The sequence below is a fragment of the Cobetia marina genome, from assembly GCF_001720485.1.
GTDB lineage: Bacteria > Pseudomonadota > Gammaproteobacteria > Pseudomonadales > Halomonadaceae > Cobetia > Cobetia marina.
Genome location: NZ_CP017114.1, coordinates 1,201,576 through 1,223,134 on the forward strand (window position 1 = coordinate 1,201,576; position 21,559 = coordinate 1,223,134).

General features: G+C 63.1%; 18 protein-coding genes. 10 read left to right on the forward strand and 8 right to left on the reverse strand.

The features are described 5' to 3' along the window. The first annotated feature begins 68 nt into the window (after positions 1-68). Together BFX80_RS05125 and BFX80_RS05130 are read left to right on the forward strand one after the other, a co-directional pair. Positions 69-452, forward strand: coding sequence for a RidA family protein (locus tag BFX80_RS05125; RefSeq protein WP_077374712.1), 384 nt, complete (start codon positions 69-71; stop codon positions 450-452). 262 nt (positions 453-714) lie between these two features. Beyond that, positions 715-1,965: a LysR family transcriptional regulator gene (locus BFX80_RS05130; RefSeq protein ID WP_084208114.1), complete on the forward strand. Its 1,251-nt coding sequence runs from the start codon at positions 715-717 to the stop codon at positions 1,963-1,965. Positions 1,966-2,082: 117 nt separating this feature from the next. Here the strand turns inward: BFX80_RS05130 and BFX80_RS05135 are convergent, their stop codons facing one another. The 3 genes from BFX80_RS05135 to phhA all read right to left on the reverse strand — a co-directional run bounded on the left by BFX80_RS05135 (position 2,083) and on the right by phhA (position 4,564). Further along, on the reverse strand, positions 2,083-3,276 hold the full coding sequence (locus BFX80_RS05135) for an amino acid aminotransferase (RefSeq protein WP_077374706.1): 1,194 nt from the start codon (positions 3,274-3,276) through the stop codon (positions 2,083-2,085). Between the two features lies 1 nt (position 3,277). After that, on the reverse strand, positions 3,278-3,616 hold the full coding sequence (locus BFX80_RS05140; protein ID WP_077374704.1) for a 4a-hydroxytetrahydrobiopterin dehydratase: 339 nt from the start codon (positions 3,614-3,616) through the stop codon (positions 3,278-3,280). Positions 3,617-3,682: 66 nt separating this feature from the next. Further along, positions 3,683-4,564, reverse strand: a complete 882-nt coding sequence (gene phhA / locus BFX80_RS05145; RefSeq protein ID WP_084208115.1) for a phenylalanine 4-monooxygenase — start codon at positions 4,562-4,564, stop codon at positions 3,683-3,685. Positions 4,565-5,025: 461 nt separating this feature from the next. Between phhA and BFX80_RS05150 the strand changes: the two genes are divergently transcribed. Together BFX80_RS05150 and BFX80_RS05155 are read left to right on the forward strand one after the other, a co-directional pair. Next, positions 5,026-6,585 carry a sigma-54-dependent transcriptional regulator gene (locus BFX80_RS05150; protein WP_084208116.1) on the forward strand — a complete coding sequence of 520 codons (1,560 nt, stop codon included), beginning with the start codon at positions 5,026-5,028 and terminating at the stop codon, positions 6,583-6,585. A gap of 232 nt (positions 6,586-6,817) precedes the next feature. Then, positions 6,818-7,417, forward strand: coding sequence for a MarR family transcriptional regulator (locus BFX80_RS05155; protein WP_240499676.1), 600 nt, complete (start codon positions 6,818-6,820; stop codon positions 7,415-7,417). 99 nt (positions 7,418-7,516) lie between these two features. Here the strand turns inward: BFX80_RS05155 and cfa are convergent, their stop codons facing one another. Further along, complete coding sequence (gene cfa, locus BFX80_RS05160; RefSeq protein WP_077374696.1) at positions 7,517-8,695, reverse strand: cyclopropane fatty acyl phospholipid synthase; 1,179 nt, start codon at positions 8,693-8,695, stop codon at positions 7,517-7,519. A 451-nt stretch (positions 8,696-9,146) separates the two neighbouring features. Continuing rightward, on the reverse strand, positions 9,147-9,524 hold the full coding sequence (locus BFX80_RS05165) for a hypothetical protein (protein WP_077374692.1): 378 nt from the start codon (positions 9,522-9,524) through the stop codon (positions 9,147-9,149). Positions 9,525-9,944: 420 nt separating this feature from the next. Between BFX80_RS05165 and fdhA the strand changes: the two genes are divergently transcribed. Next, on the forward strand, positions 9,945-11,153 hold the full coding sequence (gene fdhA / locus BFX80_RS05170; protein ID WP_084208117.1) for a formaldehyde dehydrogenase, glutathione-independent: 1,209 nt from the start codon (positions 9,945-9,947) through the stop codon (positions 11,151-11,153). 126 nt (positions 11,154-11,279) lie between these two features. Here fdhA and BFX80_RS05175 read toward each other — a convergent pair whose 3' ends face one another. After that, entirely contained in the window at positions 11,280-12,656 is a 1,377-nt protein-coding gene (locus BFX80_RS05175; protein WP_084208118.1) for an aminotransferase-like domain-containing protein, read from the reverse strand. A 166-nt stretch (positions 12,657-12,822) separates the two neighbouring features. Between BFX80_RS05175 and BFX80_RS05180 the strand changes: the two genes are divergently transcribed. Further along, a complete protein-coding gene (locus tag BFX80_RS05180; RefSeq protein WP_077374683.1) occupies positions 12,823-13,701 on the forward strand; it encodes an EamA family transporter in 879 nt (292 codons plus the stop codon). Positions 13,702-13,842: 141 nt separating this feature from the next. Further along, positions 13,843-15,081: an acetylornithine deacetylase gene (gene argE, locus BFX80_RS05185; protein WP_338079149.1), complete on the forward strand. Its 1,239-nt coding sequence runs from the start codon at positions 13,843-13,845 to the stop codon at positions 15,079-15,081. 46 nt (positions 15,082-15,127) lie between these two features. Here argE and BFX80_RS05190 read toward each other — a convergent pair whose 3' ends face one another. Continuing rightward, the gene (locus BFX80_RS05190) at positions 15,128-16,066 is read right to left on the reverse strand and encodes a LysR family transcriptional regulator ArgP (RefSeq protein WP_077374680.1); all 939 of its coding nucleotides are present in this window, start codon (positions 16,064-16,066) and stop codon (positions 15,128-15,130) included. A gap of 161 nt (positions 16,067-16,227) precedes the next feature. Between BFX80_RS05190 and BFX80_RS05195 the strand changes: the two genes are divergently transcribed. Then, the gene (locus BFX80_RS05195) at positions 16,228-16,833 is read left to right on the forward strand and encodes a LysE/ArgO family amino acid transporter (RefSeq protein WP_077374677.1); all 606 of its coding nucleotides are present in this window, start codon (positions 16,228-16,230) and stop codon (positions 16,831-16,833) included. Between the two features lie 355 nt (positions 16,834-17,188). Continuing rightward, positions 17,189-18,271, forward strand: coding sequence for a 4-hydroxyphenylpyruvate dioxygenase (hppD, locus tag BFX80_RS05200; RefSeq protein ID WP_084208119.1), 1,083 nt, complete (start codon positions 17,189-17,191; stop codon positions 18,269-18,271). A gap of 170 nt (positions 18,272-18,441) precedes the next feature. On the opposite strand, the gene BFX80_RS05205 is transcribed toward hppD, so the two are convergent. Continuing rightward, positions 18,442-18,927, reverse strand: coding sequence for an Lrp/AsnC family transcriptional regulator (locus BFX80_RS05205; RefSeq protein ID WP_077374671.1), 486 nt, complete (start codon positions 18,925-18,927; stop codon positions 18,442-18,444). A 511-nt stretch (positions 18,928-19,438) separates the two neighbouring features. Between BFX80_RS05205 and leuA the strand changes: the two genes are divergently transcribed. Beyond that, complete coding sequence (leuA, locus tag BFX80_RS05210) at positions 19,439-21,163, forward strand: 2-isopropylmalate synthase (protein WP_084208120.1); 1,725 nt, start codon at positions 19,439-19,441, stop codon at positions 21,161-21,163. Positions 21,164-21,559 lie beyond the last annotated feature (396 nt).

Genomic DNA, 21,559 nt, shown 5'->3' on the forward strand with positions numbered 1-21,559 from the left:
CTGTCTGGTGACGCGTCTCCCATACGCTTCAAGACCTCTCTTTCACCACTCGATACAAGGAAGCCCGCATGACCAAGCAGATCATCTCCACTGACGCCGCACCTGCCGCCATCGGTCCCTATTCCCAGGCGGTGCGTACCGGCAACCTGGTGTTCCTGTCCGGCCAGATCCCGCTGGACCCGGCCACCATGGACGTGGTGGAGGGCGGATTCGAGGCTCAGGCCGATCAGGTGTTCCGCAATCTCAAGGCAGTGTGTGAAGCGGCAGGCGGTAGCCTGGATCAGCTGGTCAAGGTCAACCTGTTCCTGACCGATCTCAGCAATTTCGGCGTGGTCAACACCTTGATGGAGCAGTACTTCAGCCAGCCGTATCCGGCGCGTGCTGCCGTCGGCGTCAAGGAACTGCCCAAGGGCGTGCTGTTTGAAGCAGAAGGCGTTCTGGCACTCTCGTGATGGCTCGCCCATTGCCGGTCTGAAGGAATGACTGGCCTGAACGAGTGGCCGGTCTGAACGAATGACTGGCGCATCGATGCCTTGTCCCTCACTCCCCTCGCTGACTCATCAGCGGGGGGAGTGTCGTTTCAGGGGCATGACGTCTTGAAGGCAGGTGAAGCGTGACATTTGGCGTCAGCATGATTAGCGTAAGGCTAAATGAGCCGGCGCCCACTGCTGACTCTCGGAGCATCGCGGACGAACCCCTTCAAGGAGCAACATCATGGCGCAGTCAGACACAGGCACACGTGAACCCGGCATACGGCTGCGTCAGCTGGAAATGCTGTGGGCGGTGATCGAGTGCGGATCGATGAAGGGTGGCGCGGCGCAGCTGGGCATCAGCGTGCCGGTGGTCTCGCGGGGCTTGGCACAGCTTGAGCAGACGCTGGGCTATTCGTTGTTCCTGCGTGAAGGTGGCCGCCTGGTGCCCACGCCGGAAGCCGAACGCCTGACCCCGTCACTGGCCCGGATGTTCACCGCGCAGTCCGAACTCAGGCGACTGGCCTTCGGGCCGGGCAGTGGCAAGCGCCCGCGCCTGGTACTGGCAGTGACGCCGTCTCTGGAAGCCTTCAGCACCGGATGGCTTGAGCGCATCGCGGCCAGCGAGTCGTTGAGTGATTGGCTGCCGAGCCTTGAGGTGATGGAAGCCTCGACACATGCCGCGGCGCTGGCCGAGGGGCGGATACACATGGCCGTCACGCTGGAAGCGCCGGAGGAGCCTCAGGGCGGCAAGCGTGCCAGGACAGCGGCCGCACGCGCGCGCGAACTCAAGCAGAGTCTGCGCGCCCGGGCCCGTGAGGAGACCGTGCTGGTGGAGGGCGCCGAGGAGGGCGCCGGCATCCCTGCGGCGCAGGGCATCTCCTCAGGCATGCCGGAGCTGGGAGACGATGCCGCATTGTCGGAGGTCGGTATCACTCGCCAGGATGATCTGCTGTCCTCTCTGGACGACACGACAACGGCGGCACAGCCTCCCGTCGAGGCTGCCGACGAGCAGCGCGACGCTGCAGGCCAGACTGTGCTCAAGCTGCCGCTGATATTGCTGTGGCCTTCGTGCTGGCCTCTGCTCGACAAGCCGCTGACGGTGGAACGCCTCAATGAGCGGCCGTTCGTGGAGCTGCCGGAAAGCAGCAGTCAGGGGCGGCTGGTCCGTGGACTGCTCAAGCGAGAGCGTGTGACGCCGGCGAGTCTGGTGGAGGTGGCCACGCCTGCCAGCGCCGGGCGTCTGGCGCGCTCAGGCAGTGCTGCCACCATCATCGATGCCCTGTCGGCGCATCAGGTACTCGAGGACGCCGGAGGCGACCTGATCGGCATGCCGCTCTCGATGCGCAGCGAGCGCTATCTGGCGCTCAAGTGGCAGTGGCAGGCAACGCAGGACGATGAACCGCTGCATGAGGTGCAGGCCTTGCTGGTCAGCCTGCTGGAAGAGGCGGTGGCGGCGAGTCTCGCGACGCTGCCTGTCGAGCGCGAGGAATGACGGTCGGGGTGACAGCGAAGGCTGCCGACTGAGGGCGCCTGACAATGTCTCGCCCCCAGCAATGAAAAACCCGCCAATCGGCGGGTTTTTCATCTTTCACGAAGCGTTCGGTCAGGCTCAGCCCTTGACGACGGTCGCGATGGCCTTGGCGACGTAAGGCAGATTCTCGCTGGAGAAGCCGGCCACGTTGGCGCGTCCGGAGCGCACCATGTAGATGCCGAACTCGTCACGCAGGCGATCGACCTGCTCCGGTGTCAGGCCGGTGTAGGAGAACATGCCGCGCTGCTCGGCGATGAAGGCGAACTGCTCATCCAGGCCATACGGCTTGAGCGCCTCGACGAACTCACGACGCAGGCCATTGATGCGCTCGCGCATCTCGGTCAGCTCGCTCTTCCACTCCGCGCGCAGCGTCTCGTCCTCGAGAATGTCGATGACTACCGCACCGCCATGTGCCGGCGGATTGGAGTAGTTCTCACGCGCGGTGATCGCGGCCTGGGAGCGCACGTCCAGCATGCTGTCCTCGTCCTTGGCGATCAGGATCAGGCAGCCGGTACGCTCGCAGTAGATGCCGAAGTTCTTGGAGCAGGAGCTGGTGATGATGGCCTCATCGACATTCTCGGCCAGCAGGCGCACTCCGTAGGCATCTTCTTCCAGACCATCACCGAAGCCCTGATAGGCGAAGTCGATCAGCGGCAGCAGCTTGCGTGACTGGACGACTTCCAGCACCTGGTCCCACTGCTCGCGACTCAGGTCGAACCCGGTCGGGTTGTGGCAGCAGGCGTGCAGCAGCACTACGTCGCCTTCCGGAATCGTCTTGAGGGTCGCCAGCATGCCGTCGAAGTCGAGGCGATTGTTCTCGTCGACATACGGGTAGCTGTGACGCGTCACGCCTGCGGCATCGAAGATGCCCAGGTGGTTCGGCCAGGTCGGAGTGGACAGCCAGATATCACGGCCCTTGAGGTTGCTGGCGATGAAGTCTGCCGCCAGACGCAGGGCACCGGTACCGCCGGGCGCCTGAGTGGCGCTGGCACGGTTGGCAGCCAGCACCGGCGACTCGGCGCCCAGCACCATCGGCAGCACGACCTTGCCGAAGCGCGGGTCACCGTGGGAGCCGATGTAGGTCTTGGTGACTTCGCTCTCGACCAGGCGGTCCTCGGCCTGCTTGACCGCACGCATGACCGGCGTATTGCCGTTGGCATCGCGATAGACGCCCACGCCGAGGTCGACCTTCTGCGGGTTGGTGTCCTTGTTGAAGGCTTCGATCAGGCCGAGGATGGCATCCCCGGGTACACGCGCAATCTGCTCGAACATCTTATTTCGCTACCTCGTCGGTTCTGGCGGCCATGATGAAATCGTTCTTGTGCAGACCCTTCATCTCGTGGGACCACCAGGTCACGGTGACCTTGCCCCACTCGGTGAGAAGTGCCGGGTGATGCCCGACGTCCTCGGCAATCTCGCCTACGCGATTGGTGAATGCCAGTGCCTGCTTGAAGTTGCGGAACTTAAAGCATCGCTCCAATTGCATGATGCCATCGCGATTGAGCAACTGCCACTCGGGAATGGCGGTCTTGAGCGTCTCGATGTCGCTGTCACTGACCTTGGGGGCATCGAAACTGCAGGCTTCACAGGACTGTCTGGCGAGTTCGGTCATGTCACTATCTCCGGCTTGAGGAAAGAGGGTGGGGCGGGTGAAAAGAAGCGCAAGGCGCCGGTGCGATCAGCGTGGTGCGAAGCGCGGCGTCTTGAGACCGAGCGCCATGGCCTCGTGCACCAGCGCCATGATGTCGCGACTGGCGAGTTCATGCAGATCGTCCAGCGATTCCAGGACATAGTAGAGCGGCTGCAGGATGTCGATGCGATACGGGGTGCGCAGTGCCTCGACGGCATCGAAGGGCAGGTGCTCGGGGCACTCGAGACTGTCTTCGAGCTCGCCCAGTGCATAGCAGGTCTCGCGTGGCGAGGAAATGATGCCGCCGCCGTAGAGGCGCAGCGCACGACTGCCATCGGGTTGAACCTCGCGCAGCATGCCGAATTCCACCGTCATCCAGTAGAGGCGTGCCAGGTAGACGCGCTCTTCCTTGCTGGCGGCGAGACCGAGTCGACCGTAGGTGGCGGTGAATTCCGCGAAGGCGGGGTGGGTAAGCATCGGGCAGTGACCGAAGATCTCGTGGAAGATGTCCGGTTCCTGCAGGTAATCGAGTTCTTCGGGACGGCGAATGAAGGTGGCAACCGGGAAGCGCCGCTCGGCGAGCAGTTCGAAGAAGCGGTTGAAGGGGATCAAGGCCGGTACTCGTGCGGTTCGCCAGCCGGTGGCCGCCTCGAGCACCCGGTCGATCTCATCCAGCTGGGGGATGCGATCCCGGGGCAGGTCAAGATGTTCAAGCCCTTGCAGGTACTCGCGGCAGACGCGTCCCTCGACCAGCGCCAGCTGGCGCGTCATCAGCGTCTGCCAGGTGGCGTGCTCCTGATCGCTGTAATGGATCCTGCCCTGGCTATCCGGTTCATGCGCCACGTAGCGGGTGCCCTTGGCCTGAGCCTGCGATCCGGGCGCAGATACCTGGGATGCCTGTGGCCAGTCACGACCCTGCGGTGCGTTCATGCAACCTCCCGAACGGTATGGCGGCGCTGCGTGGGCAGGCTGCCGTATTGTCATCATGGCGGACATGTCAGTCCCTGCATGTCGATGACTACGCTAGGCCTTGTCGGACAGCCTTGACCAGTGCCACGGCCTGCTTTTGCGCGGCAGATAGCGGTGCGATACCCCGTCTCTTGTCACATAATCCTGACACCTGTGCGGCTGATGGCCTCGATCAGTGCCATTCGGGCAGTTTTGCGTGCCGGCAATACCGTCTATTGTAAGGAATGCTTTACGAGGTTTTTGATAACGCTTACGTTAACGTCATCGATGTGCCGCATTGCCCTGCGGTAGCTCGAATGATGTCCTCGGGTCATCAGCGTTTCCCCTCCGCGCTTGTGATCCTCAAGCGCCTGACCCTCAGAGCCGTGCCGTCAGAGCCACCCTGACAGCGACGATATGCCAACGACAATGCCGAGAACGCCATGCGCCTCAAACTGACCTGTCAGAACCGGATCGGGATTCTGCGCGACATCCTGGCCCCCTTTGCCGATTACGGCCTCAACGTGTTGCGTGGTGAGGTCGGTGGGGAGGCCAACAATTCCATCTATCTGCATGTTCCCAACATGCTGCGCATGCAGCTCTCCACCCTGAAGCCAGCACTGGAGGAAATTCCCGGGGTCTTCAAGGTCACCCGGGTCAGCCTGATGCCCACCGAGCGGCGTCATCTGGAGCTCAATGCGCTGTTGTCATCACTGTCTGATCCGGTGATGTCCATCGACATGGAGGGACGCGTGGTGGCGGCCAATCGTGCGGCCGGCAAGCTCTTGGGCGTCCGCATCGATGAGGTGCCGGGGCTGGCACTGACGCGTCACATCCAGGATGTCGACCTGCCGGAGCTGATCCGGCGCAACAATGCCCGCGTCAACGGCCTGCGCCTGCGTGTCGGAGAGGAAACCTTCCTGGCCGACATCGCGCCGCTGCATACCGAGAACGAGGACGTGGCCTCGCTGGCGGGGGCCGTGGTCACCCTGCATCGTGCGGACCGTCTGGGCTCGCGTATCTATCAGATCCAGCGTACCGAGGTGCGGGGGTTCGAGGCCATCTTCCAGGCAAGCCGTCAGCTGTCCGCCGTGGTCAAGGAGGCCAGGCGCATGGCGCCGCTGGATGCCCCGCTGTTGATCGAGGGCGAGACCGGCACCGGCAAGGAATTGCTGGCGCGCGCCTGCCATCTGGCCAGTCCACGCGGGCAGGCACCGTTCATGGCGCTCAACTGTGCGGGCCTGCCGGAGTCAATGGCCGAGACGGAGCTGTTCGGTTACGCCCCGGGCGCCTTCGAGGGGGCACGGCCGGAAGGCAAGCTGGGTCTGCTGGAGCTGACCAGTGGTGGCACCATCTTCCTCGATGAGGTCGGCGAGATGAGCCCGCGCATGCAGGTCAAGCTGCTGCGCTTTCTGCAGGATGGTGGCTTCAGGCGTGTCGGCAGCGATGAAGAGACCTTTCTGGATGTGCGCGTCATCTGCGCGACCCAGCAGGACCTGCCGGCGCTGAGCAGCGAAGGGCGCTTCCGCCACGACCTCTTCCATCGTCTCAATGTGCTGTGCGTGCAGATTCCGCCACTCAGGGAATGCCTGGATGGACTGGAGGAGCTGGCACATCACTTTCTCGAACGTGCCGTGCGCCAGATCGGAGCGCGTGTTCGCACTCTCTCACCGGAGGCGATGGCACGCCTGCGCGGCTATCACTGGCCCGGCAACGTGCGCCAGCTGGAAAACGTGCTGTTCCAGGCGGTCTCGCTGTGCGAGGGCGAGGTGATCGAGGCGCAGCATCTGCGCCTGATTGGCGAGGTGCGCGATGAAGGTCTGGACAGCATCGATCTGGCAGGCAGCCTCGGCGATATCCACGACGAGGTGGAGCGGCGCGTGCTGGCGCGTCTTTATCCGGAGTTCCCCTCCAGCCGACTGCTGGCCAAGCGTCTTGGTGTCTCGCACACCACCATTGCCAACAAGCTCAAGCGCCACGGGATCGGCTCGGAGGCGGACTAGCCGCGCGAGGATCACGCGAACACTCACGCGGGCGCTCAGGCACGCAAACAGGCCAGCGCGCCATCGGAAAGGGGAGTGGCAGGATGCTGCCGAGCGCGTCCCGTCACGCGTGTTTTGATTTGCCCGCTAATAAAGCGTATGATCCTGCCATTCATTAGCAAGCTAAATTGACGTTGGCATCGCGGGGCTCATCCAGGGGGTGAGCCCCGTGGCGTGGAGACGGAGAATCATCATGCAACAAGGCACTGACGACGAAGTGGCGCTGCAGGCGATGAAAGCCTGTGATGATGCTCAACCCCTTCACGAGACCATCAAGCCCTCCCTGGGAGGCCTGCTCGGGCGTGTCCACCGCCTGTGGCGTACCTCGATCACGACCGCGGTCGAGCCATTGGGGATGACGGAAGCCCGCTGGACGGTGATGGTGCATCTGGAGAAGCTTGGCGAGGGCTGTACCCAGCAGATGCTGGCCAGCGAGCTGGGAATCGAGATGCCGTCGTTGACGCGCACGCTCAATCAGCTCGAGTGTCAGCAGCTGATTCGTCGCGAACCCCACGCCACGGATCGTCGTGCTCGCTGCCTGTGGTTCACCGAGGCGGGGCATGAATGCCTTGTGCAATTGGGTGAGCGCATCGCGCGAGTTCGCGAGGAGCTATATGTCGGCTTCGAGGATGAATCGCTGGATCAGCTGGCCGGCATGCTTCAGGCGCTGGAGCGCAATGCCAGGCACAGCATCTCCCGCTCGCAGGCCGAGTCGGCAGGCAATGCCCCGGCATCACGGACAGGTGCCAGAGGGACGCGCTCCCGGTCACCGGCGACGCATCGTGAGTCATGAGTCATGGGTCACCAAGGGGCAAGTCGTCCCCTGGTGAGTCGCCTTGCCGGACGCCTGGCACGGCTGGAGAGTGCCAGGCGCACGGAGGGCGAAAGCGGATCAGCGTGGTGCGTCGTAACGCCCCGGATTGCCGTGGGTGAAGACCACCTGCCAGAGCTGAAGCTGGCGGGCGCGGAAGGCCCCGGCACAGGCACCCAGATAATACTCGAACATGCGCTTGTCCCGCGTCGTGTAGGTGTCGGCCAGTTCATGCCATCTGGCATCGAGGTTGGCACGCCATGCCATCAGCGTCGGGTCGTAGTCGGCACCGAAATTCTGCCAGTCCTCCATGATCAGGTGATGCTCGCTGGCCTGGATCAGTTGACTGGCACTGGGCAGCACGCCGTTGGGGAAGATGTAGCGATTGACCCAGGGGTCCGCGGAGATGTCGCTCAGGTTGGAGCCGATGGTGTGCAGCACGAAGCGACCGCCGGGGCGCAGCAGCTGCGCGACACGGGTGAAGTAGGTCGCGTAGTTCTTGTGGCCGACGTGCTCGAACATGCCGATGGACACGATGGCATCGAAGGTGCCGACCTCGTGACGGAATTGCTCGTCACGGTAATCCTTGAGCAGGATCTCCACTGGCAGGCCATGGCAATGTTCCCGCGCCAGCGCCGCCTGCTCGGCGGAAATGGTGATGCCGACGACTTCCACGCCATAGTGGCGCGCGGCGTAGGCGGCGAAGCTTCCCCAGCCACAGCCGATGTCCAGCACGCGCATGCCGGGTGTCAGCCCGAGCTTGCGACAGGCGAGATCCAGCTTGGCCTGCTGGGCCTGCTCCAGGTTCTCCGGCGCGATCGGCAATCCCTTCCAGTATCCGCAGCTGTAGCACAGGGTCGGGTCCAGCATGCGGGTGAAGAGGTCATTGCCGAAGTCGTAATGCACCTTGCCCACCACCTCGGCACGACGACGGCTCTGCAGATTGATGACTCCTGCCTGGAGGCGGTAGGCGATGCGCTCACCAAAGGTGTGGGCTCGCTCCCCCAGCCCATGCTTGAGCAGGCGATGGATCATCTCGTCGATCCGTTCGCAATCCCACCAGCCTTCCATGTAAGCCTCACCCAGCCCCAGACTGCCCTGATTCAGCACCCGCCGGAACAGATCCGGATGGCGGACGCAGATATCCCAGGGGTCAGGGCCATTCAGACTGACCCCGGAGCCAGAGAGCAGGCGCTCGACGATCTGTCGTTGACGGTTTTCGGGTAGTGCAACGGGGGCCAGGCGTTGTTCGATACTCATGGAAAAGCCTCCTTGACGGCGCTGGGCGCGTAGAGTCCTGATGGATTCGTCATGGCAAATGGCAGTGATCGACCGCCCCGGGCGTTGGGGCAGTCGAGCGTCTCGCATGGCAATGCTCGGGTGTCACGGCTGTCTGGTACGCAAAAGCTTCGCCTCCGCTCCCGCGTGCTGCGCTGTCCTGGGGGGATGTCAGGCGCCGAACTGGCGAGCGCTTTCGTCTCAGCATAGTCAAGAGTCGTCTAATGCGGCGCTGCAATATCCCGTCGTGGGCGGCAACCCGAGGTTGCGCGTTCCGAACGGCCGTCCGTCTCCGGGGTTTCGTGATGCATGAACGCAAGAAAGCCGCCCTCAGGGGCGGCTTTCTTGCGTTCATGCGCTCTTGTGCTCATGCGCTCTTGCATTCATGCACATGGCCTTGCTGTCAGCTCGGGCTGGCTGACGGGAAGGCGCCTCAGCGGCAGCGGATGGTCCAGGCGACCTTGTAGCCTTCACCTTCGTGGGTGGCGGCGGCCATCTCGGTATCTTCATTGATGGTGCCGCCTTCCAGCTGATCGTTGCCTTCGGCTGCCTTGGACATGCTGTCCTGCGGGCCGAAGACACGGGAATCAAGCACGTCGTACTTGTCGCGATCCTGCTCCTCGCAGACTTCCAGAGCGCGTTCCTTGACCTGAGCGATGGCATCGTCACGGTCCTCATCGACGGCGCTGACCTCGTAACGCGTGTCCTGCTTCTCGATCACGCTGGTGTTGCCACAGCCCGCAATGAAGGCGGTTCCGGCGATGGCGACGGTCATGCAGGCGGTGCGCAGGGCGTTGGATGTCATGGTCATGGTCTCTCCTTGGAATGAATCAGGCCAATGGCTCGCAGCGAGACGCCGCTCACGGAGCGAGGGCTGGCGCGAGCGATTGCCATGGCGAAATGGGTTACCCATCGTGCTCTGCTGATTGACGTGGGGGCAGTGTCACTGGCTTCAAGTGTGGCGATGCATCGACGCATCCTGTCGGTCAGGCGCGACGACCTCGGTCATGCGCACTGCCACTTTGGTCGTGGCATGTCTCGCATGGGCATGTCGATGCCTCATCTGGACAGCTCACCCGTGGCAAGTGGCCTAGTCTGCAGGGGCCCTTCAGGTCGGACGCCACCGACAGGGGGCGGGTGGTCGGCGTTATCGGCAAGTGACGGGAGATGTCGTCAGCGTGCCTGTCTGACGCCGTCCATGCACCAAATCCCATGCCAGCAGGAGCACGTCATGTCAGCCAATGCCAATCGCGGAGTCGTCTACCAGGGAGCGGGGAAGGTGAGTGTCGAATCACTGGACTATCCGACCCTGGCGCTGGGAAATCGCAAGTGTGAACACGGCGTCATTCTCAAGGTCGTCTCGACCAATATCTGTGGTAGCGATCAGCACATGGTGCGTGGCCGGACCACGGCACCCCAGGGCCTGGTGCTGGGCCACGAGATCACCGGACTGGTCGTCGAGGCTGGCCGCGACGTGGAATTCATCAAGGTCGGTGACATCGTCTCGGTCCCGTTCAACATCGCCTGCGGGCGCTGCCGCAACTGCAAGGAAGGCAAGACGGGGATCTGTCTGAACGTCAATCCGGCGCGTCCCGGCGCAGCCTATGGCTATGTCGACATGGGCGGCTGGACTGGCGGTCAGACGGATTACGTCATGGTGCCCTATGCCGACTTCAACCTGCTCAAGTTCCCGGATGCCGATCAGGCGATGGAGAAGATCCGTGACCTGACGCTGCTCTCCGACATCTTCCCGACAGGCTTCCATGGCTGCGTGACTGCAGGGGTCGGGCCGGGTGCCACGGTCTACATCGCGGGGGCCGGGCCGGTCGGACTGGCGGCGGCGGTGTCTGCCCAGCTGCTGGGGGCGGCCTGCGTCATCGTCGGCGACATGATTCCCGAGCGTTTGCAGCAGGCCGAGAGCTTCGGCTGCGAGACCATCGACCTGCGTCAGGAAGGCTCGATGGAGGACAAGGTCGAGGCGATTCTCGGCGAGCGCGAAGTGGATTGCTTCGTCGATTGCGTCGGCTTCGAGGCGCATGGCTGTGGATGTGATCATGGGCGTGAGCAGCCGGCGACGGTGCTCAACTCGGCAATGGCGTTGACGCGTGCCGGCGGCCAGATCGGCATTCCCGGCCTCTATGTCACCGAAGACCCGGGCGCCGAGGATGAGGCCGCCAAGGTCGGTGCACTCTCCATGCGCTTCGGACTGGGCTGGGCCAAGTCTCACTCGTTGCACACGGGGCAGTGTCCGGTGATGAAGTATCACCGCCCGCTGATGCAGGCGATCCTGTTCGGGCGCGTCAATATCGCGGATGCGGTCAACGTGCAGGTCATCAGTCTGGAAGAAGCGCCGCAGGGCTACGCGGACTTCGACGGTGGCGCTGCCAAGAAATTCGTCATCGACCCCCATGCCATGGTGCGCAACGGGCGCGCTGCCTGATATCGGGCATGAGAGACCCTTCGTGACAGGAGGCTTTCGCTACAGACGACGCTGCCACGACCTGTTGACCGGGGCGTGGCAGAGTCGTCTGCATTGTCTGACAGGCGCATGTGAGCACGACAACCTTCAGCGTTTGCAGTGATTCGCGATCAACGTCATCAGGCGGGCGAGTTCCTGCTCGATCCGCTCATCCGGTGCAAGGCCGATATTGAGACGCAGACAATTGCGATAGCGCGCAGATTCGGTAAACCAGGGGCCGATCCGGATATCTAGCTGTGCCTGCTCGGCGGCCTTGCCGAGGGCCCTGGCATCGAGGCCGGGCACCTCGATCCACAGCACCAGGCCACCTTGTGGTTGCGTCACGCGACTGCCCTCGGGCAGATGCTGACTCAGATAGTTGAGGTAGTGGGCCTTGTGCTGGCTGAGCTGGTGACGGACACGTTTGAGGTGACTGGCATAGGCGCCGGAATCGATGAAGTCCGCGACGGTGCACTGTACCAGCGTCGGCACACCCAGCGCGCGCTTGAGATATGGCGGAAGGAATCGACCGGGCCGACACCAGCCCAGTCGGTAGCTCGGTGACAGGGTCTTGGAGACCGAACCACACCAGATGACGAAGCCACCTTCGTCGTGGCAGGCCGTTGGCAGTGGCGGCGCTTCGCGATGGGTGAGCTCGAGATAGACATCATCCTCGATCACCGGCACGCGGTAGTGATTGGCAAGCCTGGCCAGGCGCTGTTTCTGCGCGGGAGTGAGGGTGATGCCCTGGGGATTCATGTGAGTGGTGCAGAACAGCCCGGCCTGCAGCTGACCGTTGGCGAGATGCTGTTCGAACTGATCGAGATCGATGCCTTGTGCACTCGAGGGAATCTCGATCACGTCGAGGGACAGCTGCGAGAGTAGATCCAGCAGGCCGTTGTAGCACGGTGAGCTGACTGCCACCGTGTCGCCGGGTTGCGTGCAGACCTCAAGCGCCGTCCTGACCGCATCCATGCAGCCGTGAGTGATGACCAGCTCCTCACTGCCCAGCACAAAGCCGGCCTGGGTGAAATGGCTCGCCAGGGCGCTCAACAGTGCGGGTTCGCCTTGCGCGGCGGGATACTGGTTGAGGGTATGCACGGCCCGCTTCATGGCGCGGCGCAGGCTGCGATCCAGTGCCTGCCGGGTCGCCTTGTCCAGCGCCAGATGCGCAGTGCCCAGCGGCCCGCACCACCTCTGCGTGCGATGGCGATGCGTGGCGGGTGTGATGACTCGGCTCTCGAAGGACTGCCAGGTGGGCGCGGGCATGACACGTGAGGGCTCGACGATGAAGAACCCCGATTGTGGGCGAGCCATCAGCCAGCCCTGCGATTCCAGCTCCGCATAACAGCTGACCGCCGTCGACACGCTGATGCCGTGCTGGCGGGCAAACTGGCGCAGCGACAGCATGCGATCCCCGGTACTGAGTCTGCCGGCCTGAATATCCTGAATGCACTTCTCTGCCAGCTGTCGATAGCGTGCCATGAGCGAACTGTACTGGTGGAATGTCCAGAAACTGTATCTGTACGGCCTTGGTGCGGCAAGCGAGACTGGCCCTCGTATGCCGCACGTCATCACCGTGATGTTCCACGGTCACGGACAGCGGCGGTCATTGCCCGTCGTCAAGGGAACCTCGATCAGGAGACACGCCATGCAGGGACGCGATCTATTGCTCATCACCAGCGTGATGGCAATCTGGGGCTTCAACTTCTCGATGATCAAGCTGGGGGTCAGTGACATGGATCCCTTGCTGATCGCCGCGGCGCGCTTCGCGTGTGCCACCTTTCCGCTCATCTTCTTCATCCGCAAGCCGCAGGTGCCGTGGCGCTACCTGATGGCCTACGGGCTGGTGTTCGGTACCGGTATCTGGGGCATGGCCTCATGCTCGATCACCTTCGGGCTGTCCTCTGGCATGGCGGCGGTCCTGTTGCAGACCGATGTGCTGACCACGGTGCTGGTCGGCGTGCTGCTCTACCGGGAGATCATCTCTCCGCGCATGGCGGCAGGTATTCTGGTCTCGCTGGTGGGGCTGGTGGTCTCCGTCTTCACCACCAACGGCAACGTGACCCTGGCGGGACTTGCCTTCATCCTGCTGGCGGCGATCTGCTGGCCCCTGGCTGGCGTGATTCTGCGCAGCTCCGGCACGCGCACACCTTTCGCCTTCAACCTCTGGGGCATGCTGTTTGCGCCGCTACCGCTGATGGCGTTGAGCGTCGCGATGAATGGCTGGGGGGTGCTGAGTGCCACCTATCAACAGTGGGGGATGGATGCCTGGGTCTCGGTGCTGTTCCAGGCCTATCCGACGACCCTCTTTGGTTACTGGGTCTGGAACCGGATGCTGCTCAAGTATCCGATGAGTCAACTGGCCCCCATGACCTTGCTGGTCTCGGTGTTCGCGTTGCTCAGTGGTTACGCCATCTTTGATGAGCAGTTGTCGCTGGCACAGTGGCTCTCGTGCAGCATCTTCCTGTTCGGGATCGCGCTGGTGCTCTATCCCCCGCGTCGCAAGGCGCTTGCGGCCTGTGGCTGATCGCGGCACTCCTGGCCCGGTGCCTGGCGTGGCCTTGCGCTTGTTGTCAAAGGTGCGCTGCGCTATACCGGTGAGCACATGAGGCCAGCGCGTTGCGCATGGTGCTCTCCGCTCAGATGTCCCCGAACAGGAATGCCCCCCATGCACGCTTCCGCCACCAGCGCCGTCGATACCGCCAGCCTGATGCCTCAGCACGCCGACTTCTCCGATTGGCCGAACAGCCGTGAATGGCTGGCGCATCTGATCCATTTCGCGACCGTGTCACGTGACTCGAATCTGGCGTTGATCCATTGCCTGCGTGATGCTCTGGAAGTGGCCGGTGTCAGCGCCGAGATCATTCATGATGATGGCGGTGACAAGGCCAATCTGCTCGCGGTGATCGGCCCTGACGTGGAGGGCGGTGTGGTGCTGTCCGGGCATACCGATGTGGTGCCGGTGGAGGGGCAGGCCTGGGACAGTGATCCCTTCACGCTGCGCGAGGCCGATGGCCGCCTGTATGGGCGGGGCTCATCCGACATGAAGGGCTTCATCGCCTGCTGCATGGCGGCGGTGCCGGCGCTGGTGAGTGCAGCGCGTGATGGCAAGCTTGAAAGGCCTGTGATTTTCGCCTTCTCGTATGATGAAGAAATCGGCTGTCTCGGCGCGCCGCGCATGATCGCGCGTCTGCGTGATCGCCTGCCGCGCCCGGCGGCGGTGCTGGTGGGGGAGCCGACCTTGATGAGCGTCGTCGATGCCCACAAGGGCATCACGGTCATCCGCACCACGGTGACCGGCAAGCCGTCGCATTCCAGTCAGGTCAATCTGGGGGTCAGCGCGATTCATCTGGCGGCACGCATGGTCACCTTCATCGAGGACCGCATGCAGGCGCGCATCGATTGTGGGCATCTCGACGAGCGTTTCGAGGTGCCGCATGCCAGCCTGCATGTCGGGCGCATCGAAGGCGGCACGGCTGTCAACATCACCGCAGGGCAGTGCATCTTCGATTGGGAGTTGCGCCATCTGCCGGGCGAGGATGTCGAGGCGATGCTGGCGGAGATCGATGCCTACGCGGAGCGTCTGCTCGTGCCCTATCGCGAGCGGGCGCCCGAGGTGGCGATCCACAGTGAGCGCACGGTGAAGACGGTGCCGGCGCTGGGGCAGGGCGAACGTGATCCGGCGATCCATCTCTGTCAGCGTCTGCTGGGGGAGGCGCGTGCCAGTCAGGCGGTGACCTATGCCACCGAAGCGGGCCAGTTCCAGCGCGAAGGCTGGCCGACGGTGGTCTGCGGGCCCGGCTCCATCAGCGTGGCCCATCAGGCCAACGAGTACATCGACATCCGCCAGCTGGCGGCCTGTGATCGCTTTCTCGCTCAGCTGGTGCGTGAGCAGCAGACGAGCTGAGTGCGAGGGGCTGGCGTGATGCGGACAGAGTCATAAGCTCACAGGATCACAGGGTCCCCGGGCGTGGCGGTTGCTGCTCCGGTATGGGCAGCAGCATGGCGCTGCAGTGACGCAGCAGGTGATCAGTGAGCTGTTCGAGGGTGCTGCCGCCATGGCGCCAGTGATGCCAGTAGAGCGGGATGTCCAGCGCGTGGTCCGGCGCGATATCGACCAGTTCACCGCTGTCCAGCAGGTGGCGCGCCTGCTGCTCGGGAATCATCCCATAGCCCATGCCACTCAAGGCCAGGTGAACGAAGCCTTCTGAGGAGGGACAGAGGTGATGCGGGAAAGGCTCGTCGAAGCCCATCTCGGCCAGCAGCCGATGCTGCAGACGGTCATCCCGGCCATAGACGATGGCGGGCATGCTGCGCAGTTTCTCGGCAGGCAGACGTGACGGGATGACGCCATCCTCTCCGGCGATGTGGCGGCGCACGAAATCCGGGCTGGCCAATGCGCGATACCGCATGCTGCCCAGCGGGTGTGAGCGAGCCCCCTGGACCGGGCGTGGGGTCGAGCAGATGCAGCCCGCCACCTCGCCATCGCGCATGCGCTTGAGGGCGACCTCCTGATCTTCCACCAGCATGTCCAGCAGCAGCTCGTGCGTCTGACAGAAGGCACCGGTGACCTGTGGCCACCAGGTGGCCAGCGAGTCGGCATTGATGGCGATGCGCAGGCGCTGCTCGCTGTCACCGAGAGCGGGAATCTGATCCAGCAGGTCATGCTCCAGCAGGCGCACCTGCTGCACATGGTTGAGCAGACGCCGCCCCAGTGGAGTCGGTCCCAGGCGTGGCGTGCGCACCAGTACCGGCTGACCCAGACGGGCCTCCAGCAGCTTGATGCGCTGCGAGACCGCTGATTGTGTCAGGCCCAGCGCGCGTGCCCCGCGCTCGAAACCTGCCTGGTCGATGACGGCGGCCAGCGCCTCCAGCAGTTTGTAGTCCAGCATCAGAAATCCTTATGAGCCATTCCCTGAATCAATTTCCATGATGTATTCATCCTAGCGTACTCTGCCTGCGGCTGCAGCGCCGGGAAGTCCGGAAGCGCGCCGAAGACAGACAGGGGCGCAACGCGCTGAATCAGAGAGTCAAGCAAGGGAAGGGCAGTGTCATGTGGTGGTCAGTGTTCAATGGAGCAGGTGTCGGGGCCGGGCTGATCATCGCCATCGGTGCCCAGAATGCCTTCGTGCTGGGTCAGGGACTCAAGCGCGAACATCAATGGTGGGTCGCGGGGCTCTGTGCGCTGTGTGATTGGCTGCTGATCGTGGCGGGGGTCTTGGGGCTGGGGGCCTTGATGCAGCAATCCCCCATGTTGATGAGCATCGCGCGTTGGGGAGGTGTCGCCTTCCTGCTCTGGCAAGCCGTCAAGGCGCTGGGGCGCATGCGCAGTGGTGGGCAGCTCACGGCGAGTACGGCGCTCAAGGCGAGCCTTGGCAAGGTGCTGATGGCGACTCTGGCGGTGACCTTGCTCAATCCGCAGGTCTATCTGGATACCCTGGTGATGCTGGGTGCCATCGGGGCACAACAGAGCTCGCCGGCGGGCTTCATCGCCGGAGCCAGCCTGGCCTCGATGGTCTGGTTCTTCGGGCTGGTGGCCTGTGCTGGCTGGCTGGCACCCCGCCTGACCAGTCCGCGTGCCTGGCAGGTCATCGAAGCCTTCATCGCGGCCATTCTGCTGGCCGTCGCCTGGCAGCTGGGCAGTGGCGCCTGGCTCTAGTGGCCAACGCAAGACGGGCATGTGGCAGTCGCAGGCGCGACGCGCCGATAGGTGTAAAGAAAGCATGACGCAGTGTCAGGTGCTCGCGGCAGTGAGAGCGCCCCGGGTGAGCAGTGTCGAGATGGCCGTCAGCGCTATGGCAGAGTTTCGTTACATGTCTGGCGTGGGGGGAGGCAGGATACGGCACCAATGAGGGCGCAAGGTGCATGGGCAGGGCGGCAGGCAAGGCATAGATTCCCGATAACGGAATCGGGACATCACAGGTGATGTGCGGCGCGTTCGCCTGTCATGAAGGATGTCGCCCGCCTTTCTCTACCTTGCCTGCCTTGTCGGCAGCCTGACTCAGGAGTACCTCATGAACGCACCGGCGCGTATCGAACAGCACAATCCCATCGGCACGGACGGCTTCGAGTTCGTCGAGTTCACGGCACCGGATGCCGCCGGGATCGATGCCCTGCGCAAGTTGTTCAATCAGCTCGGATTTACCGAGACCCGTCGCCATCGCTCCAAGCAGGTGTTCCTGTTCCAGCAGCATGGCATCAATGTGGTGCTCAACGCCGAGCCGAACAGCCCCGCGGCACGCTTCGCGGCGATTCATGGCCCGAGTGCCTGTGCGATGGCCTGGCGCGTGGCAGATGCCGAGCAGGCGCATCGCTACGCGCTGGCGCACGGTGCGCGCAGCGTCGAGCATCCGGTCGGGCCGGGCGAGGTGGGCATCCCGGCGGTGCAAGGGATTGGCGGCTCGGTGCTGTATTTCGTGGACCATCACCGGGAACGCTCGATCTACGACACCGACTTCGTCGCCATCGAGGGGGCGGTGGAGAATGCCAACAGCGTCGGCCTGCATACGCTGGATCATCTGACGCACAACGTCGGACGCGGCCAGATGGATGTGTGGGCGGACTTCTATGCTCGTATCGCCAACTTCCGCGAGATCCGTTATTTCGATATCGAGGGCAAGATGACCGGGCTCTTCTCGCGAGCCATGACAGCGCCCTGCGGCAAGATGCACATCCCCATCAACGAGTCCGCCGACGACAACTCCCAGATCGCGGAATTCATCCGGGATTACAACGGGGAAGGCATCCAGCATCTGGCGATGGCGACGGATGACATCTATGCCACCGTCAAGGCGCTCAAGGCCAATGGCGTCAAGTTCCTGACCACACCCGAACCCTATTATGAAAAGGTCGATGCACGGGTGCCCAACCATGAAGAGAACGTCGAGGATCTCAAGGCCTTGAGCCTGCTGGTGGATGGCGCACCGGGTGAAGGAATCCTGTTGCAGATCTTCACCGAGACGGTGATCGGGCCGATCTTCTTCGAGATCATCCAGCGCAAGGGCAATGACGGTTTCGGTGAAGGCAATTTCAAGGCGCTGTTCGAATCCATCGAGGAAGACCAGATCCGTCGCGGGGTGCTGGAGGGCGAGCGGTGAGCTTCATCGCGAGCAGCGGGCGCTCACCAGAGCTGGCCCGCTGGAGTGACCGGCTAGCGTGGCCGTCAGCCTGAACCTTCCGCCTGATGAACCTTCCGCCTTGAAACGACGACGCCCCGCCGAGATTCGGCGGGGCGTCGTCGTTTGGTCAACTGGTCTTCATGGCGTCATCACATCGTCGGCACGCGCTGATGGTCGATCACCTGACGCAGCACGAAGCTTGAATGCACGCCGGTGACGCCCTCGATACGGGTGATCTGCTTGAGCAGCAGGTCGTGATAGTCATCCATGTCATTGACGACCACCTTGAGCTGGTAGTCGGCTTCCTGACCGGTGATCAGCAGGCACTCCATCACCTGGGGCAGCGCCGCGATGGTTTCCTCGAAGTTGGCGAAGCGCTCCGGGGTATGGCGGTCCATCGAGATATGCAGCAGCGCCATCAGGCTCAGACCCAGCTTGCGGGCATCGACCTGTGCCCGATACCCCGTGATCATGCCGCTTTCTTCCAGGGCACGTACCCGGCGCAGGCAAGGTGACGGTGACAGGCCAATGCGCTCGGCGAGCTCCTGATTGCTGATGCGTCCCGACTGCTGGAGTTCGTCAAGAATCCGTCGATCGAAGCGGTCCAGTGTCGGGAGAGAAATGTTCTGGCTCATTTTTCGCAATCCATTGGCGGTGAAGGTGTGAATTATGAAATAAAATGCTTTCAAGATGGCGGTTTAGTGGGTTTTTCGCAATCATGCGCCTCGATATGAAGCATATACTGTAATCACTGTTCAGCGATTCAGATGTTCGACCATCAGGGTCGTGCGAGCAGGTGGACTGGCCACCCTGTCCAGCCCGCTTCCTGCGGAACCCGGCTCGCTTCTGATCGATGCGAGGCCGCTGAGAGGCATTCGACGGTGATCCCGCGATCTCTCCTTCCGCGCTGGCAACCGTGATCCGGAGCCACGTCCTGTCGCAGGTAGCGGCCATGTTCTCTACCTCCGACTTGCTTGCCTGTCGCGCTGGCGGCAAGCTTTCGGATGCGAGGGCCTTGATGCCCTCGTCATCTCACATTTACTCAGGCGCCCCGATTGGGACACTGTTGAGCGGGAAAGGTGCCATCGAATCCGCATCTGGATGTCGAACGTTGCTTTCCACGCCCACCACGCCAAGGACACGACCATGACTGCTGCATCCACGCCAAGTGCTGCCTTCGACCACACCAAATATCGCCCCGTCACGCCTGTCGCGCTGACCGACCGCCAATGGCCGTCGCGTACCGTGACCCAGGCGCCGCTATGGGCCAGTGTCGACCTGCGCGATGGCAACCAGGCGCTGCTTGAGCCGATGACGGTCGAGCAGAAGAAGCTGATGTGGAAGCTGCTGGTCAAGATCGGCCTCAAGGAGATCGAAGTCGGTTTCCCGTCCGCCAGTCAGCTCGATTTCGACTTCGTGCGCTGGTTGATCGAGGAAGACCAGGTGCCGGAGGGTGTCAGCATCCAGGTGCTGGTGCAGGCGCGTGAGCACTTGATCGCCCGTACCTTCGAGTCACTGGTCGGGGCGCGCGATGCCGTGGTGCACGTCTACAACTCCACCTCCACCGTTCAGCGCGAGCGGGTGTTCGAGATGGATCGTGAGGGCATCAAGGCCATCGCCGTCGAAGGTGCGCAGCTGGTCAAGGACTACGCTGCGCGTTACCCGGACACCCACTGGGTGTTCCAGTACTCGCCGGAGAGCTTCACTTCCACCGAGATGGATTACGCCGTCGAGGTCTGTGAAGCGGTGATGGATGTCTGGCAGCCGACACCGGACAATCGCTGCATCCTCAACCTGCCGGCCACGGTGGAAGTGGGCCCGCCCAATCACTTCGCGGATCAGGTCGAGTACTTCATCAAGCACCTCAGTCGTCGTGACTGCGCGATCATCTCGCTGCATACCCACAACGACCGGGGCGGTGCCGCTGCCGCTGCCGAGCTCGGCCTGCTGGCCGGGGCGGACCGCATCGAAGGAACCTTGCTGGGCAATGGTGAGCGTACCGGCAACATGGACCTGATCACCATGGCGATGAACCTCTACAGCCAGGGGATCGACCCGGAGCTGGACCTCTCCAATCCGGACGAGATCATCCAGGTCTACACCGAGTGCACCAATCTGCCGGTGCATCCGCGCCACCCGTGGGTCGGGGAGCTGGTCTACACCGCCTTCTCCGGCAGCCATCAGGACGCGATTCGCAAGTGCCTCAAGAAGCAGCAGGCGGACGAGCCGTGGCAGGTCGCCTATCTGCCCATCGACCCGCAGGATCTGGGTCGCGACTTCCAGGCGGTGATTCGCGTCAACAGCCAGTCCGGCAAGGGCGGCATGGCCTTCCTGCTCGAACGCGATCACGGCATCAGCCTGCCGCGCTGGATGAGCCTCGAGCTCGCCCCGCACGTGCAGAAGGCCAGCGAGCAGGTCAGTGGTGAGCTGTCCAGCAACCAGATCCGCGCGATTCTCGATGCCAGCTTCAAGCGCGAGGCACCGCTGAGTCTCAAGGGCTATCGACTGGATCGTGAGGGGGCCGAGCAGCTCACCGCGACACTGATCGACGAGAAGGGTGAGCAGATTGCCTTGGCCGGTGAAGGCAACGGTGCCATCTCCGCCTTCATGGATGCCTGGCAGCGTCACACCGGTGCCACCGTCAGCGTGGTGGACTACGGCGAGCATGCGCTCGGGGAAGGCAGTGACGCCGTGGCGGTGGCCTTCGTGATGCTCAATCTCGATGGCAAGCGCGTCTGCGGTATGGCCGAGGATGGTGACACCGTGAGCGCGTCACTCAAGGCGGTGCTGTCGGCGGTCAATCGCGGCCTGGAAAGCAGTGCACGCAGTGAAGCGGAACGTGCCGAAGAGGCGGGTCCCGTCGCCGTCTGACGGCAATGAGCGACACGAGCGTCCACGAAAGGCGGAAATCCTGCTTGCAGTGGCGGTCCACGAAGCCCTCGCCCCTTGCGGCGAGGGCTTCGTCGTTTCTGAAGGCCGATCACTCCCCAGCCCAGTCATGGCAAGGGATGAGCGCAATGTCAGTAGCTGATAACCCCGGCCTTGGCATGGCGAGCGGATATAGACTTTTGTCGGAAGTTGTCTGACGAGTCAATATCCGGACTTGCACCGGTGCCATCCCTGCGTATCATCGCTGCATCCGCGTAAATGATAACGATCTGGTGGTACAACGGATTCGAGAGCACAACAATTCCAAGCGGTGCAAGGGCAACCCCCCTGAGTGACGAGACAATGGATGTGTCCCCATCCCCTCGTCGGTCGGGATTC